The 16,471-nt window shown below is 61.5% G+C and carries 11 protein-coding genes and 1 tRNA gene; all 12 read right to left on the bottom strand.

Annotated elements, in window-relative coordinates; translation table 11 throughout:
• Positions 1-71: 71 nt before the first annotated feature.
• Positions 72-1,811 carry a hypothetical protein gene (locus tag F1193_RS05005; protein WP_150096577.1) on the bottom strand — a complete coding sequence of 580 codons (1,740 nt, stop codon included), beginning with the start codon at positions 1,809-1,811 and terminating at the stop codon, positions 72-74.
• Between the two features lie 1,005 nt (positions 1,812-2,816).
• Positions 2,817-2,891: transfer RNA gene (locus tag F1193_RS05010), tRNA-Gly, on the bottom strand.
• A 202-nt stretch (positions 2,892-3,093) separates the two neighbouring features.
• Positions 3,094-4,473: a UDP-N-acetyl-D-mannosamine dehydrogenase gene (gene wecC, locus F1193_RS05015; protein ID WP_150096578.1), complete on the bottom strand. Its 1,380-nt coding sequence runs from the start codon at positions 4,471-4,473 to the stop codon at positions 3,094-3,096.
• Positions 4,470-5,612 carry a non-hydrolyzing UDP-N-acetylglucosamine 2-epimerase gene (gene wecB / locus F1193_RS05020; RefSeq protein WP_150096579.1) on the bottom strand — a complete coding sequence of 381 codons (1,143 nt, stop codon included), beginning with the start codon at positions 5,610-5,612 and terminating at the stop codon, positions 4,470-4,472. Before wecB ends, wecC begins: the two co-directional genes overlap by 4 nt.
• A gap of 70 nt (positions 5,613-5,682) precedes the next feature.
• Positions 5,683-6,954, bottom strand: a complete 1,272-nt coding sequence (locus F1193_RS05025; RefSeq protein WP_150096580.1) for a glycosyltransferase family 4 protein — start codon at positions 6,952-6,954, stop codon at positions 5,683-5,685.
• 2 nt (positions 6,955-6,956) lie between these two features.
• Positions 6,957-8,615: a heparinase II/III family protein gene (locus F1193_RS05030; protein ID WP_150096581.1), complete on the bottom strand. Its 1,659-nt coding sequence runs from the start codon at positions 8,613-8,615 to the stop codon at positions 6,957-6,959.
• A gap of 47 nt (positions 8,616-8,662) precedes the next feature.
• Positions 8,663-9,382: a class I SAM-dependent methyltransferase gene (locus tag F1193_RS05035; protein ID WP_150096582.1), complete on the bottom strand. Its 720-nt coding sequence runs from the start codon at positions 9,380-9,382 to the stop codon at positions 8,663-8,665.
• Between the two features lie 5 nt (positions 9,383-9,387).
• The gene (locus tag F1193_RS05040) at positions 9,388-11,520 is read right to left on the bottom strand and encodes a bi-domain-containing oxidoreductase (RefSeq protein ID WP_150096583.1); all 2,133 of its coding nucleotides are present in this window, start codon (positions 11,518-11,520) and stop codon (positions 9,388-9,390) included.
• Between the two features lie 109 nt (positions 11,521-11,629).
• Positions 11,630-12,757, bottom strand: coding sequence for a Gfo/Idh/MocA family protein (locus tag F1193_RS05045; RefSeq protein ID WP_150096584.1), 1,128 nt, complete (start codon positions 12,755-12,757; stop codon positions 11,630-11,632).
• A gap of 14 nt (positions 12,758-12,771) precedes the next feature.
• Complete coding sequence (locus tag F1193_RS05050; RefSeq protein WP_170263377.1) at positions 12,772-13,938, bottom strand: glycosyltransferase family 4 protein; 1,167 nt, start codon at positions 13,936-13,938, stop codon at positions 12,772-12,774.
• Positions 13,939-13,993: 55 nt separating this feature from the next.
• Entirely contained in the window at positions 13,994-15,052 is a 1,059-nt protein-coding gene (locus F1193_RS05055) for an O-antigen ligase family protein (protein ID WP_170263380.1), read from the bottom strand.
• Positions 15,053-15,330: 278 nt separating this feature from the next.
• Positions 15,331-16,467, bottom strand: a complete 1,137-nt coding sequence (locus tag F1193_RS05060; protein ID WP_150096587.1) for a glycosyltransferase family 4 protein — start codon at positions 16,465-16,467, stop codon at positions 15,331-15,333.
• Positions 16,468-16,471 lie beyond the last annotated feature (4 nt).

Genomic DNA, 16,471 nt, shown 5'->3' on the forward strand with positions numbered 1-16,471 from the left:
ATTCTCGCTCGACCACATGCGCCCTGCGTGCGACGCGGGGCGGGCCGTGGCCGCCTGCGTCGGAGAGCGCATCACTCGCCCCTCGGAAACGGAATGATGCGTCGGGTACCGGCGATCCCGTCGGCCACCGTACGCAGCGTGTAGCCCTTGGCGATGAAGTCCTGCCGCGTCTGCGCCTCCAGCGCCACATAGGCCGTGGCCATGCGGTCGAGCATCGCCGCATCGACCGCAACCGCCGTGAGGCCGGCGGCCTGCCCGGTGAACATCCGCTGCAGCAGATGGCCGAACGTACCCTTCGCCTCGGCGGGCCAGAGCAGCGCCACGTCGCCGCCGCCCTCGATGAAGCGCAGGCGATCGACCGCCAGCACCAGCGTGGTTGCGGCCGGCGTCACGGCCTCGAGACAGGGGCGAGCCATCGTCTCGAAGCGCTCGCGATTGAGCGCGTTGGCGTCCTTCAGAAAGCTCTGGTGGATGCGCAGGTGCAAAACCTGCTGCGGGCCACGCACGAAGGACTCGGCAACACCCGCGCAGGCCGGCGCGATGCCGGCGAGGGGCTGCGGCCGAAAGCCGGCATCGACAAGCGCGAAATGGACGTAGCGGTCCGGGTTCCAGTCGTCGGTGATGATGGCGCGCAGGCCGGGCTTATCGTCATCGACGGCGCGCCGGATGGTCGCCATGTCGGCCGCGACGTCGTTCTGCCAGTTGCGCCAGTGGGCAATTCCCGGAATGCGGCCGAACAGATCGCGCGGCCCGTCATCATAGGCGGTCGGGCCGGGCACCAGCAGGATCAGCGCGATCGCGGCGGCGGCCGCACCTCGCGCCCACGCGCCCGGCCGGCTCATGCCCGGCTGCGGCAGAAGCTGTATCAGGCCGATTGCCGTCAGCGCCACCACGAAGGGCGCGACGCTCAGGATCTGGCGCGACTGCCACAGGCTGCCGAAGAACACCACATTGACCACGACGATCGGCAGCACCAGCAGAGCGAGGCGCGCGAATGCCCGCTGCCGGATCAGCGCCACCACGCCGGCCAGTGCCAGGAGACCGGCCGGCAGCCCGGCGAAGAACAGGAGTTCGCGCACGTGGCGCGGATAGGCGGGCTGGCGATCCCACAGCACGAAGGCGTGGCCGGCGGCCTTGAGGACGTCGAGGACGCTCGCCCCCATCAGCGCCAGCGCGCCGAACCAGGTGATCGCCCCGCCGAGTGAGGCGACGAGAAGCGCGATCGCGCTGCGGCGCGTGAGGCCGGAGCGCTCGAAGACGATGAGTGGCACCGCGGCGCTGGCCAGCACGATGTCCGGCCGCGTCAACGCACCGAGGCCGAACAGCGCGCCGCCGATCAGCGGCAGGAGAACGCGCGATTGCGTGCCGAAACAGACGAGCCCCAGCGCCGCGAGCGCGGCCGCCACCACGTTCTCATTGTAGTAGAAGCTGTTCTCGATCATGCCCGGCACGAGCAGGATCGCGGCGATGGCGATGAGCGGCGAGGCGCCGGACCAGCGGCGCACGAGGACGAAGGTCGAGACGAGAAGAACGGCCTCGCCGCTCCACATCAGCAGCCGCAGCGCCGTCTCGGCGTCGACGCCGAGGCTCTCCATCAGCCCGGCAATGCCGAGCACCGCCCCGAGCTTCGACAGGCTGAAGAATTCGACATTGAAGGGCTGCAGCCGGTCGAACGCCAGGAGGTCGCCATTGGTGAGGTGGACACCGAGGCTGAGAATGGCCGCGCTGAACCCTTCCACCGGAACCGGGAAGAGGATGGGATAGACAAGCCAGCCCGCCAGGAGAAGCAGGGGAATATATAGAAGTCTCACGCTACGGCCCTCTCCCGGCGCACGCTGCCGCGCGCGGCCGGCCCTTCTGGTCTGTCTCGTCTCGAGCGTCGGCCAATCCGGCCGAGCCGGGTGGCTGCTCCCATATTTGCGGTCTTTGCGACCGATCCGCCGCCGTCATGGCCGGGCCTGTCGCGGCCATCGATGTCTTTTCTCCAAGAGACGTCTCATCCGGTTTCCGGCTGATCAAGTCTCCGAGCCGTATTCCGATCGCCGAAAATCCCGTTATCGCGAGCCTCTTGCAGAACTCGGGTTTTCGGCGAGACCGTTTCCGGTATCTCGACGGGATCAACCGGAAATCCCATCAAGTCGTGGATGCCCGCGAGAGGCCAATCCATGCAGCCTGCGCAAGCTTGGCGGCGAGCACGGGGCATGGATCGTCACGTCTTGCGGCTCTCGGAATTCCGTCTCTGAGCGAACGCATTCTCTTTCGCAAGACAGGCCCCCACATTTGCGAAGAATGCTCCCGCGCGTCCCGCGTCACCGGGGCGTGACGACCATCACCTTGCTGGCCCGACTGAATTCATCAACTCGCCAGCAGCACATAGCTTTCTTCCCTTACAACCGGATGACGCCATCCACCGGATGACGGCATATGCGAAGTTCACGCGCGGACTCCGGGTGGTCCTGCGACGGCCCCGCACGTGTGCCCGCCGAATCACGGAGTCGTCCCGTTGTCGCGCGCGGCTCTTCCATGGGCTTTCCGACACCCGTGCCTGCAGAGCTCTGCGGCTGTCCTCGGCGAGCGGTCCATCGCGCCGTGGCTGAGGCGGATTATCGAGCAGGAAGCTTGCGTACGCTACCTTTTTACCTCCCTCTGCTCATGCGTCACCGCTCGGGTGGGATCCGGCCGCGACGAACCGGGTGGGGACGCGGTGGCGTCAAGGCCCGACCGGCGCACTGGCAGGGCGGGGCCGGAGCGGGTGAGGCCAGAAACGCAAAACGGCCCTTCCGGGCCGTTTGCAAGCGCTTGATTGTCTTGAGTTTTGGAGCGGGCGAAGGGATTCGAACCCTCGACCCCAACCTTGGCAAGGTTGTGCTCTACCCCTGAGCTACACCCGCATCCATCAGCGTCCGGGGCAGTCCCGGCGCCGAGTGATCAGCATATAGCGAAAGCCTCCCCCCCGACGCAAGGGGGTCGATCGCATCTTGTGCGCTTTCTGTGGAATTGGGGAGGGGACCCACAGACACGCGGCCCGATTGGCTTGAAATGCCACGAGAATTCGAAGGGCGGGGCAACGGACTCCGTCCGCCGCCATCGGCCTCAAACCGGCTCCGCCTCGGATTCGGCCGGTGCGGCGGGGCGGCCGGCGGGCTCGCGATTCACCACTGTCTGCCCGCCCGGCCCCTGCTGCGCCGCCCGTCGCCACACGCCACGGGTGTCCACCACGATCTTGCCCGCAAGCTGCTCGGGCTTGATGGCGTAGAACGGCCGGTGGTCGACCAGCATGACGATGACGTCTGCGGCCAGCGCCGCATCGATATCCACCTTGCGCACGCCATGCGCGCCGTCGAGTTCGTGCGGCAGCCGGTCGACGAACGGCTCGACCAGCAGGAGCTCGATCTCCGGCCGCGTCAGCTCGAGTTCGGAGGACAGATATTCGACGATCTCAACCGCCGGACTTTCGCGCAGATCGCCGATGTCGGGCTTGTAGGCGAGACCCAGGCAGGCGATCGAGCCCACCGGCCGGCCGGCGATCTTGCCGAGAATCTCGCGCACCACGGTGCGCGGCCGGCCACTGTTGATCCAACGTGCCTCACGGATGAGCCGCGCCTGATCGCCCAGCGCCGAAACGATGAACCAGGGATCGACCGCGATGCAGTGCCCACCGACGCCAGGGCCGGGATTGAGGATGTTGACGCGCGGGTGGCGGTTCGCAAGCGAGATGAGCTCCCACACATCGATGCTGAAATCGCCGCAGATCTCGGCCAGTTCGTTGGCAAACGCGATGTTCACGTCGCGGAACGAATTCTCGCTGAGCTTGCAAAGCTCGGCCGTCCGGCTATCGGTGACGAAGCAATTGCCGGTGACGAAGGACTGGTAGAAGGCAAGGCCGGCCCGGCCGGCGGCGGCGCAGACGCCGCCAATGATGCGGTCGTTCTCCACCAGCTCCTTCAGCATCTGGCCCGGCAGCACCCGCTCCGGACAATGCGCCACCAGAATGTCGGGCGTTCGCGCGCTGCCGCGCCGCGAGCATGCCAGATCGGGCCGCGCCGTCTCGATCCAGCGCGCCACCTGCTCGGTGGCGCCAACCGGAATGGTCGATTCGACGATGACCAGGTCGCCCTTGCGCAGCACCGGCGCGATCGAACGGGCCGCCGCCGCCACATAGGACAGGTCCGGCTTGTAGCCGCCGGTGAACGGCGTCGGCACGGCAATGACGAAGACGTCGCCGGCAACCGGCTCGCTCCGCGCCGATATGCGTCCGGCCGCCACCAGATCGGCCAGCGCCTCGGGGAGCCCCGGTTCCTCGATCGTGCAGGCGCCGGCATTCACCGCCGCGACGATGCGCGGGTTGATGTCGACGCCGACCACGCGGATGCCGGCGCGCGCCGCCACCACCGCGGTCGGCAGGCCGATATAGCCGAGACCGACGATGACGCAGGTCTCGAATCCGTTCTCGAATCTGGGCCGTGTTGTCATGGCAGGAACTCGCTGGTCTGTCCGCGGGTGAGAATGTCGGCGATACGGCGCGACGCCTTGCCGTCGCCGTAGGGATTGTGGGCGCGGCTCATGCGCTCATAGGCGGCGCGATCGGCCAGCACTTCGCTCACGGCGTTGAAGATGCGCTCCCGGTCGGTGCCGACCAGCCGCACCGTGCCCGCTTCCACCGCCTCCGGCCGTTCGGTGACGTTGCGCATCACGAACACCGGCTTGCCGAGCGAGGGTGCCTCCTCCTGGATGCCGCCGCTGTCGGTCAGCACCACGTGCGCCCGCATCATCAGATAGACGAACGGAAGATAATCGAGCGGCTCGATGAGATGGACGTGCGTCACGCCGCCCAGCACGCGCCGCACCGCCGACTGGACGTTCGGATTGAGGTGGACCGGATAGACGACCTGGATATGCTGCGAGAGCGCGAGATCGCGGATCGCCTCGCACAGACTCTCGAACGGTGCGCCGAAATTCTCGCGCCGATGGCCGGTCACCAGCAGGATCGGCCGCTTGGCATCGAGGAAGGCGAAGCGGCGCTCCAGCCCCACAACCAGATCCGGCCGCCGGCGGATGCGCTCGACCACGTCGAGCAGCGCGTCGATGACCGTGTTGCCGGTGACATGGATCGCCTGCGCCGGCACATTCTCCTTCAGCAGATTGTCGCGCGAGCGCGCAGTCGGCGCGAAGAAGCGGTCGGCCACCACATCGGTGACGCGCCGGTTGATCTCCTCGGGCCAAGGCTGCAGCGGATCGCCCGAGCGCAGGCCGGCCTCGACGTGCGCCACCGGCACGCGCCTGTAGAATGCCGCCAACGTTGCGGCCATGGTGGTGGTGGTGTCGCCATGCACCAGAATGCGGTCCGGCCGTGCGTCGTCCAGCACGCGGCCGAGGCCGTTGAGCACCGCCGTCGTTACCTGTTCGAGACCCTGGCTGTGGGTCATCACGTCGAGGTCGTAATCGGGCCGCTCCTCGAACAGGTCAAGCACCTGATCGAGCATCTGCCGGTGCTGCGCGGTGACGCAGATCCGAACCTCGACGCTCGGCTCCTGCCGCAGCGCCTGGGCGACCGGCAGCATCTTGATCGCCTCCGGCCGCGTGCCGAAGACGAGAAGGATTTTCTGGGGCATGTTGAAGACGTCTGACCTAAGGCCGTGAGCGATCTATCGTCGCTGCGGCTGCGGGCTCATCAATTTCGGCTCACGGATGCCGCGCGCTCATCGCGCCCGCCGGATGCGCCACTGTCTGGCCGCACGTGCGCTTCAGGGTCTCGAGCATTTCCTGCGCAAGCGCAGTGCGATCATAGGCCCGGGACGCTGCGATGCAGCCTTGCGACAGCTGGCGGCGGAGCGCGGGGTCATGCGCTAGCTTGATGATATGATTAGCCAGCGCCGCATCGTCCTCCGGTTCGAAGACAAGGCCAACGTTCTCGCGCGTTACCAGTTCTGCTGACTCCCCCGCGACACCATGCAGGATAGGGATGCCCATCGCCATGCACTCAAATAGCTTCGATGGAATGACGGTCTCGAACAACTCCGTCCGCTTGAGGTGGATGATGGAGATGTCGACGAGCGTCCAGTACCGAACGACGTCCTCTCGCGGCACGCTATCGACGAAGAATACGTTCGCTAGCTTGCGTTCTGCCGCTTCAGAGATCAGTGCCTTCTTCTGCGCGCCGTCGCCCAGAAACAGGAAGTGAATCTCCTTAGCCTCCGCGCGCGCCTGGAGACGCTCTGCGGCTCGCAAAATTGTCCCCAACGCATGTGCCATGCCATGCGTGCCGACATAGCCGACCACCACCTTACCCTGCAGGCCGAGTTCGGCCGCGAGTTCCTCGTCTCGCGGCCGCGGCTGAAACCGCGCAAGGTCTGCTCCGTTCATTGTGATGCTGATCTTCTCAGCGGGTATTCCGCGGCCCACGAGATTCCTGCGGAACGCATTCGTCACACTCACGATATGCGCGGCACGACGGTACAGAAACAATTCCAATGCTTCCAGGCGATCAAGCACGAATGACGCCTGCATCGCGCCGACCGCCCTGATGGATTCGGGCCAGAGATCCCGGAGCTCGAACACATAGGGACGACGCTTGATGAATCCCGCGGCACACGCCGCGCACGCCGTGAACAACTGCGGCGATGTTCCGACGATGATATCGACGTCGCGCACGAACAGGCTCGCCGGAACGGCCGCAACGAAAAAACTCACATAGTCCAATGTGCGCTTCAGAAAGCCCTCATTGGCGGTGATATAGGTCCAGACTCGGATGACCTCGATGCCGGCCATCGTCTCGCGCGACCACAGCCGGTTGCGGTAGCCCTCGAACACGCGGCCTTGCGGGAAGTTCGGTGCGCAGGTGATCACCGTCACGCTGTGCCCCAACCTCACCCATTCGCGGCAGTGCTCGAACGTTCTCGATGCCGGCGCATTGACCTCGGGCGGAAAATTATCGGTCAGAAACAGGATGTGCATGATCAAACGGAGGGGCGCGCCCAAGCAAAACGCGTGACGAGTTGGCCAGCCGAGAGAGGAACAACAAGTGTGTCCGTCGACACACTGCGTCCGAATTCCGGAAACCAAGGCGAATGGGCGATGCACGCTTCGCTGCTGGCCGACCAATTGACGACGCGGCCACCTTCACTCTGCAGCCGGCCGCTTCGCCGATCGGCATCGCTCTCGGCCGCAACGCCGGGGCCGAGGTGAAACCGGGCGACTGCCTTCTTCGAGAGGAGGCAGGCAACCTCATCCGCCACCACAAGCGATGCCCCCTCGAACTGCCAAGTCCGCCGGCACGCCGGGCGGCCCAGAAGATGCCGGTAGCCGTCGTGCGCCGCAGACACGCGAATGGTGCCGCCGGCCGCCTCGATGCGTACATCCTGAACGCGGGCACGCCGCGCCACGCGAAAGCTGGCCCACACCTCCGACGAGTTTTCGCCCTCGACCTCCACCGTGCTGTGCGCGGCGGTTGAGCGCTGCGCCTCGCGCAGCGCGCCCGGCGTATAGGTCGACGTGCCGCCATTGACGACGATGCGCTCGCAGCCCAGCGACAGCTCGAACGACAGCGTATCGGCGTGCGCGTGGCCCGGAATGTAGCCCGGCCCGACAGCGGCGAGGTCGAGAATCGCAGCCATGTCGCCGCGATTGACCCGGACATAGCCCGACGCCGCAAGGTGCTGCACGCCTTCGCCCGGCTCTTCGACCGCACCCAGGCCGAGCCGTCCGGCGTAGGCTTCGAGATCGGCACGGGAGGCGGCAACACCGAAGGCCGCGTCGTTGAAGAAGGCGGGGCCGCCGTCGGGGTGGGTCATTGCCGCGAGCCAGCTGCGCATGCGCGCCGCGATATCCGGCAGGTTGCGGAAGACCTTCGCGTCGCCCCGGCCAAAGGTGCGGCCGATATTGATGAGGTCGAGCACGTCCTCGAGAATGATGGCGTGGTACATCGGCGACAGCTCGAAATGGCCGCCATCGGGGAGGATCTGCTCGGGCAGCTCACGCCTGAGAATTGACAGGCCGCGCGCCAGCCACTGGTCCGCTTCGGCCCCGTTGAAGAACAGACCGGCGAAGACGAGCGCCTTGGCATTGGCGAGGAGATGATTGCCGAGCAGATGCCACTCAATGTGCTCCGACAACCAGCGCACCTGCATCGCCAGGCTGTCGCGCCAATGCGGCTCAAGGCTCTCGCCCGCGAGCGCCCATTTGATCCAGTTCACGATACGCAGCGAGACCGGATAGGGCTCCCAGCCATTGCCCGCGCCGGGCGGATTTTCCGCAATCCAGCGGTTGATGACGTCCCGCTGCAGCGCCCGGTGCGCGGCATCGGCGGGCGGGCCGCAGAGGTCGTCGAAATAGTGAAGATTGTAGAGCCACAGCTTGGTCTGCGCCTTGTCGTTCCACTGTGGAGGCTGAGCGATCTCACCTTCCCTGTTGAGGAAGCGCACCCGCCAGCGGCCGAGCAGCGAGCGCACCTGCAAGGTCGGCGCGACGAAGGTCACGCGCACCGGCCGCAGTGCCGGTGCCGGCCTGTCCTCCGGCCACCCGCGCGGCAGAAGCAGGCGCGCCCGCGCATAGACCTGCACCGGCTTGAGGTGCCGCACGGTGCGCACCAGCCGGGCCGCACTTGCGAGGTGTTGCATCGGTCCTTTCGGTCCGCGAACTAAAAACGACAGCCCGCAGGAAGGCCTTAGTTCCCGGACCTCTTGAGCGCACCAACCAGCAGGATGCGCACCGGCGCAAAGAGCGGTGCCATGTTGACGAACCGCTCATAGGCTGCGCCGGCCAGATAGGTCGGGACAGAAAACCGAAGATATTCCGGTCGGCGTTCGATACGATCAATCGCGATCACATCAAATCCTGTTGCCGCCGCCAACGATTCGACGTCGCTCCTTGAGTTTGCGCGATAGAGTGTCGGGAAGACATCGTCTGCTTCGCGTCCACGCCAGCCATTGACCGCCGCGTGAAACCAATGGGGCGTCATCCGGGCAATGGTCGGCACATAGTGCCACTTGTTTGGCGTCTTGAAGAGAAACATGCCCCCGGGCTTGAGGACGCGCGCCACTTCCTGAAATACGCTCATCGGCTCGGCGAGATGCTCAAGCACATTGTCGGCGAAGACAAGATCGAATGTCTCGGCTTCGTAGGGAATCGCGCTGGCGTCGGAAATGCGCCCCTCGTCCAGCATCGGATTATCGACAACGCGCGGGTCGATGTCGACGCCGCAAACGCGCCTAGCGACACCTTTGAAGTTCATTTGTTTGACGATACCTGCACCCGCACCAAGGTCGAGTACGACATCATCGGGCTTGAGATGCTCAAGAATGCGGTCCCGAAACAGCTCATCGTCCCAATTCCGGCTGATGTCGGGATAGAGCGTGGCATCGAGCCACTGCGTCAGTGCGCCCATGGCCCTCACTGCTCCTGCGCCAGCCCGATCGAGGTCCGCCCGACCTCGATGAGTTCGTCGTAGGCGATCGGTGCGCTGCCGCCCATCCGAATCGCCTCCAGGAACGCCTTGGCGCAGGCGCCCTGCCCCTTGTCCTGGCGCCACAGCTTCATCCTGCGGAACCCGCTCCAGCCGAAGCCGTACAGCGCGCGGAAATTGTCGAGCTGGAGAATGCGCCCGGCGGCGAACACCTCAAGGCGTTCCTTCGCCACGCCCTTGTTGCCATTCGCGAGATAATTCACCGTGCCGATCGAGCCGTCGGCAAAGCCGAGCGTGATGGTCGCGGTGTCGCCCGTCTCGCTGGCCATCGGCTGCAGGTGCCGTGCCGTGATCGGCGCGCCGGCAAGATGGCGCATGAGATCGATGAAATGGCACGCCTCGCCGATGATACGGCCGCCGCCGGTCTGGCGATCCTGCGTCCAGTGATCGGCGGGGATGGCGCCGGCATTGACCGTCATCACCATCGCACGCGGGCCATGCAGCGGGGCCAGCAGCGCCTTCATGCGCACCACATGCGGCGCAAAGCGGCGATTGAATCCGACCATCAGCAGCGGCGCCGCGCCGCGCGCGCAGGCCGCCCGATAGGCGGCGTCGATGGCGTCGATCTCGGACTCCTTCAGCGCCAGCGGCTTTTCGACGAACACGTGCTTGCCGGCCTGCAGCGCCCGCACGACCAGTTCCGCGTGGGTATCGTGGCGCGTGGTAATCACCACGGCATCGACCGCCGCGTCGGCCAGGACGCTCTCAACATCCGTCGTCGCCGCCTCGAAGCCGAATTTGCGGGCGGCATGCACGCCGCTGACGCCGGCATTCGACGCCACGGTCTTGAGCCGCGCGCCGGCCGCCTTGAACGCTGGGATCAGCACGCCGGTGGCATAATTGCCGGCACCGATGACGCCGACCGACACCGCGCGCCCCACGCCCTTGGCCACCCTCGGCGCCGGCATCACGACCGTGCGCGCCTGCGCAGTCTCAAGGAGCGCCTCAGGATCATCGCGATAGCTGAGCAGCACACCGAGCGAGCGCTCTGCCCCGCCGACGATCTCGTAGGCGCGCTCGGCTTCCTCGATCGCAAAGCGGTGCGACACCAGCGCCATCGCATCGAGCCGGCCATCGGCCAGCATGTCGAGCACCGCCTCGAAATTGCGCTGCTCGGTCCAGCGCACGAAGCCGATGGGATAATCGAGCCCCTTCTGCTCATAGGCGGGGTCGTAGCGGCCGGGGCCATAGGAGCAGGAGACCTGGAACGTGAGCTCCTTTTCGTAGAAATCGGCGCGCGACAGTTCGAGCCCCGTCACGCCGACCAGCACGATGCGCCCGCGCTTGCGGCACATCAGCGCCGCCTGATGCACCGGCTCGCTGCTTTTCGTCGCCGCGGTGATGATGACGCCATCCACGCCATGGCCACGGGTGATGGCGGCGGCCGCGGCCACCGGGTCGGCGCCGGCCGCGAGATCGACGGTCTCGGCGCCGAACGCACGCGCCAGCGCCAGCCGCTCGGGGTCGAAATCGAGCCCCAGCACGCGGCAGCCATGGGCGCGCAGCAGCTGCACCGCGACGAGGCCGATGAGGCCGAGCCCGGTGACCGCGAAGGTCTCGCCGAGCGTCGGCTGGGCGAGGCGGATGCCCTGCAGCGCGATCGCCCCCAGCACGGTGAAGGCGGCCTGATCGTCCGAAACGGCGTCGGGAACCTTGGCGCACAGATTGACGGGCACGGCGACGATCTCGGCATGCTTGCCGTTGGAGGCCACCCGGTCGCCGACGGCAAAGCCGCTGACGCCGCGCCCGACCTCGACCACGTGGCCGACATTGCAGTAGCCGAGCGCCAGCGGCTGATCGAGCTTGCTGCGCACAGCCTCCAGCGTCGGCACCAGCCCGTCGGTCTTCACCTTCTCCAGCACCATGCGCACCTTGTCCGGCTGCTGGCGCGCCTTGTCGATCAGGCTCGCTCTGCCGAAATCGAGCAGCATGCGCTCGGTGCCGGCCGACACCAGCGAGCGCGTGGTGCGGATGAGGAGGTGCCCCGCCGGCACGGCCGGGCTCGGCACCTCGGCGAGCTCGGTCTCACCGCTGCGGAGGTTCTGGAGGATTTGCTTCATGGCGCCATGACACAAGACAAACGACCATTCCAATTTGCAATTGACAACAATTCACTCACCGCGCCCCACCCGAGTCAAAAAAACCTCAATACCTTCAAATAACACAATTTTAACATATTCTCCTACACTCTTCCGCTATTGAAAATGACTTAAAATTATATCCTCTCTCCACCATCTCCGCTATACACAACATCAACAACGTTGAAATCTCCACTTCCCGCCACTCCCGCGCCGGATCTCTGCAAAACATTTGCAACACAGACATCTTATGACCAACATCTTTTGGAAAGTATTTTCTTCTAATTATTTTATCGTCATCCCAAATTGTTAAGCTGCGAAAGTCATCAATTTTTGCAGAGACGCCTCCTATCTGAAGGTTTATTGTCTCATTGATTCCCTCAAATGGCTCCGCCCGCGCAGACATGACGATATTTATTAAATCTCCCCTTTCGCTGACGAGCGTAATAACAACGTTTTCATCGCGAACATCAGGGTTTGACCAAGTCAAATGAATTCCCCACTTATCTGGCAACGTCCCCCAACATAAAATGTGAACTGCCAAATCGATCCAGTGGCCTGCATTGCCACAAATACGCGTCCCCTCACCTTTATTTCGATACCAGTGATCGGCGGGAAGGAAATGCCCAACCACGAAACACGATAGCGTCAACGGACCTGGGGCATCTTTAATAACACTCTTTAGCAATCGAATCGCCCCAGAAAATGGCCGGTTGTAGCCGGCGAATAGATGCCCGCAACCTGATTTAACCGCCCGCCGAAGTTCGGCAAGTTGATCAACACTGACCGCGACCGGCTTCTCGCAGTGCACATAATGACCGCGAATTAATGCGTTAACCGCATACTCTGCATGACTCGCATGATTTGATGCAATATATATATACTTTTTTTCATTTTCGCTTATCACTTCATCTATGCTTTTTGATATTTTCGACACATTGTGCGCCTTTGCAAAGCTCTTTGATCTATCTATATCGGTATCGTAGCATGTGTATATCGATATCCCTTTCTCTGCAAGGTAGTACGCAATCGTCGAGTATGCAAACTGCCCACATCCAATTATCCCTACACCTTCCGTCGCCTTGCGGAGACGCCAGGTCGGGAAACTAATATGCGTTCTAATGCGTCCGTTTACCTTATAAATGACGCGACCAACCCCGTAGATCTCTAAAAATCGGAAAACTTTTCTGGCTTCCCGTAACATATATCTGCCTGCCATCAACGATTTCCGCGTTAATTACGCGCACTTACGAGAAGCATCCGGCGATTACTTTCAATCGCACTGCCTTGATCACGCATCTTTTTTACATATGATAGAGCACAGATGCGCATTCGCGTTCGCTCTACACACACCGCTCGCGCAAGCCATTCTATCTTTTCGGCGAATGCGCCGGGCGCGGACAGCGGCAACGCCCACCCGACGCCAGATTCCGCCAGATCTCGCCACGGCGTGGTGTCGGCGATGAGAACTGGCGTGCCGGCCGCAAGGGCCTCGCAGATGACATGCCCGTAGTTTTCGCCCAGCGTCGGGAGGAAGAATAGATCGTACCGAGCGAGCACGGACAGCACCTCGGCGTGCCCTACCGCTCCGCGATAGTCCGCTACGACGTTGGCCGGAAGTCTCGAAATTCGGGAGCGACATTCGTCCCAATACCGGCGATCATCGAGCGGCCCGTAAATATCGAAGCGAACCGGCACGCGAACGCGGGCCAGGACATCGAGTGCATATGCCAGGTTCTTCATTGGCGACACACGCGACAGAAAACAAATCCGCAGCGGCTCGCCATCCTTCCGTGGACCTGCGACCGCGGCATTCGCCGGCGCCGCGCCACCGGGGAGATCGGGTGCGATATGGATCCGCTCCGCATCGCTGCCGAGCGCCCGCCGGATGTCGGCCTCCTCGTGCTCGCTCGACGCCTGCCAGGTCAACCCGCGATAGACACCCGCCGCACGCACCCCTGCGATGAACGGCCGCTTCTTCCACGCCTTGAGGTCCAGCGCGCCTGGCGAGAACTCGCCACGCGGCGCAATGATCCAACGCGCGTCCGGCACGAGACCGAGCCGCCGTGCCAGAAGCGGCTTCAGGGTGAACACCGGATCGAAGAAGCTGTTGAGATAAACACTGTCGTGCGGCGTCTCGCGGATGATCCTGGCGAAATGCCGAAAGCTCTTCTTGTCGGGCGGCAGATAGAGCACCGCTGCCTTGCCGACGTTTACCCAACCGCCATCCGACGGAAGGTCCGGATAGGGCTCGGTGTCAGTCGCGTCGCGATCCAAGGTCACGATGCGAAACGAAAACTCATCACCGAGAGCCTCGACCATATTGGCGATCGTCCGAAGCGGCCCCCCGTGCTTGTAGCCGGGAAGGTAGTGGCGAACGAATGTGAGCACCGACAACATTATATTATACACCAAAGGAGTGCGTTCAAAGAACGCCAGTGTAACTAAAATGACGCTATCTTTGCCTAATTGCATACCGCCGATCATCACATGTATTGATATACGCCCCCGCATTTTTTATACGAACTCGCGCCCACAGCATACCAATACACACTCCGTGTATTATGTTTAACTCTTCTGCATTACCAAAGTAACACACAATCCACGCCACGTGCCCAGCAACGCAACCAATGAACATATAGTCCTTCGACAACTCTCGGCAGTTAATATACGCCAAGAACGGATATGCCATAAATAAACCAATCATTGCAAAGCCAACAACACCAAGGCTGTAAATAATATTTACAAATAAATTTAAATGGCTTGATATCATTATATTTTTTAAATATTCACTTAGTACAATGTTTGAATTTCCAATTCCATAACCTATAATTTTTGGACTCGATTCTATTAAGTACCACCATACGTATGATCTATTGGTATTTTGAACGCCCGATCCCAACTCTTCCAGACGCGGCATTATTGTCCCGATATAATCTATACTAAACATATATGACGTCAGGAACAAACCGACCCAGATCGAGGTCGCTATACTCGCCAACATAATTTTTCTTGTATTTCTACTAAATATTGCAATTGACATTATTCCTAATGCGAATCCAATGATACCCAATAGACTTCCTGTCAACACCAGCACAGATAACGCAATCATTATCACGACCAAAATCGCCCCTCTTCGATACCTCATATACAACGCGGAGGCCATCAGAAGTGGAGCCAGCATCCATTGCGCTAAGTGACTTGGCTCTTGGAATGTTCCAAGCGCACGGTGGAATGCGTATTGAAATGAAACTTCCGTAGTTGTGAAATCTTGGCCTCCAGTGCCCATTCGCGTCCGTAGCGGCTCCCACAAACCAATTTTCTGTGCTATATATATATATATCGCACTCACCGAGACCGCCACGAGAATAATCAAAATACTTGCCGCAAGCTTTTCAACCCCACAATTGATGCAGTATTTATATACAGCAACCGTTATCAGTATATAATTTAATAGAGATATATATCTTACACCTATGAAGTACTCGTAGGGAAGGGTTGCCAGAGACGGCATTTGACTGACGGTCCCAACAGCAATATTTACTGCCGAAATGATTATCGACCACACAACGATTACGTATAGCGGGCGCATCCATACTATACGATTGGTTTTCAGCCTTAATGTCGATGCGTATGCAAGAATTATGAACGCCGTTGAAAGCCATGGAATCGGTATCGAAAACACACTATAGGCTGCAAGTGTCTGGCAGTACAGTGCAGAAATTATGAAAACAAGCGCCACCGAGAATAACAGTTTCTAAATTGTGAGAGATATATATCTTGTAAATGCAGTCAAGAGGCTAGCCAATCCATTACTCGATCCCGCCAAGCCTCTACGGAGAATGCTTCCCTCATCGAAAGACAATTTCGGTGATGTCTTTGCCACAGCGTATGATCGCGATAGCGTAGAATTGCTTCGGCGATTGATGCCGGTTGCGGCGGGCAGACGTAGCCGTTGAACCCCGGGACAACGAGATTAGGTAGACCTCCAACGGTGGTCGTCACAACAGGCAATCCCGCCGCAATCGATTCCACCGCAGTGTAACTCGTTCCCTCTGACCAAAGCGTTGGGACGACGCTCACGTCCGCGTCCCTGTAGACACTGTAAACTGAATTCAAGTTATTAACTGCGGTCTTCACATGGCGTTCGATGCCTCGCTTTCGGGCTTCGTCCCGTATGGTATCGCTTCCGTCATGCCCTTCAGCGGACGACATCAATAGTTCGAACTCGAAAGAAGCGTCGGCGAGCTTGCGTGCGGTGTCCAGCATCAGAAACGGACCGCGCTTCATCTCGAAACGGCGCGCAAACACGATCTTGAGTGGCGTTGAAGGCCGCATTCGTTCAGATACGTTCAATGATGAGAGATCGACGCAGTTCGGGATGTAAACGGCTTCATTCGCACTGTCCTGATGCTTCCGGTCTCGTGTGCGGAGCCAATTGATTACATTCGTATCACAGCAGGCAATCGACCGGCACGCTTGAAAGAGCGCCTGGGTTCGAATGCCCGTGGCCCATTTCGCCATGCTGCTATTTGGGCCGTCCCACCAGACGCCAACGTGATATGCTTTCGCGCCTTTAACGAAGAACGGCCAAGCATCCTCGCCTCCCATATAAATAATGGCATCCCCAGGCCGAAGAAAGCTGCGCGTGCGCCAGCCGAACTCGGGATCACCCGACACGCGAAGGCCGGCATTCAACCCGATGACAGGCGTTCCATCAGCATCCTTGGTCTTCCAATCGGACACCCCTTTCTGAAGGATGACGCAAGGAATTTGCATCCTCTCACGTATGATCCGCGCGATATCACGGACCTTACGTTGCCTTCCACCACTCGTAGGCTCACCGACATATGATAAATAATCAGGGACGTGGAGGATGATGCGCTTGACCCATTCCGCCCACGGCTCGCTTGGAAGTTCTTTTATCATTTGA

Origin of the sequence: Blastochloris sulfoviridis (assembly GCF_008630065.1) — a bacterium.
GTDB classification, from domain to species: Bacteria; Pseudomonadota; Alphaproteobacteria; order Rhizobiales; family Xanthobacteraceae; genus Blastochloris; species Blastochloris sulfoviridis.

Excerpts from the sequence above, each read along its gene's own strand:
- F1193_RS05030 (WP_150096581.1), bottom strand. The coding sequence starts at position 8,615 with ATGCAACACCTCGCAAGTGCGGCCCGGCTGGTGCGCACCGTGCGGCAC.
- F1193_RS05060 (WP_150096587.1), bottom strand. The coding sequence starts at position 16,467 with ATGATAAAAGAACTTCCAAGCGAGCCGTGGGCGGAATGGGTCAAGCGC.
- F1193_RS05040 (WP_150096583.1), bottom strand. The coding sequence starts at position 11,520 with ATGAAGCAAATCCTCCAGAACCTCCGCAGCGGTGAGACCGAGCTCGCC.
- wecB (WP_150096579.1), bottom strand. The coding sequence starts at position 5,612 with ATGCCCCAGAAAATCCTTCTCGTCTTCGGCACGCGGCCGGAGGCGATC.
- F1193_RS05025 (WP_150096580.1), bottom strand. The coding sequence starts at position 6,954 with ATGCACATCCTGTTTCTGACCGATAATTTTCCGCCCGAGGTCAATGCG.
- F1193_RS05055 (WP_170263380.1), bottom strand. The coding sequence starts at position 15,052 with ATGCCGTCTCTGGCAACCCTTCCCTACGAGTACTTCATAGGTGTAAGA.
- F1193_RS05035 (WP_150096582.1), bottom strand. The coding sequence starts at position 9,382 with ATGGGCGCACTGACGCAGTGGCTCGATGCCACGCTCTATCCCGACATC.
- F1193_RS05050 (WP_170263377.1), bottom strand. The coding sequence starts at position 13,938 with ATGTTGTCGGTGCTCACATTCGTTCGCCACTACCTTCCCGGCTACAAG.
- wecC (WP_150096578.1), bottom strand. The coding sequence starts at position 4,473 with ATGACAACACGGCCCAGATTCGAGAACGGATTCGAGACCTGCGTCATC.
- F1193_RS05045 (WP_150096584.1), bottom strand. The coding sequence starts at position 12,757 with ATGGCAGGCAGATATATGTTACGGGAAGCCAGAAAAGTTTTCCGATTT.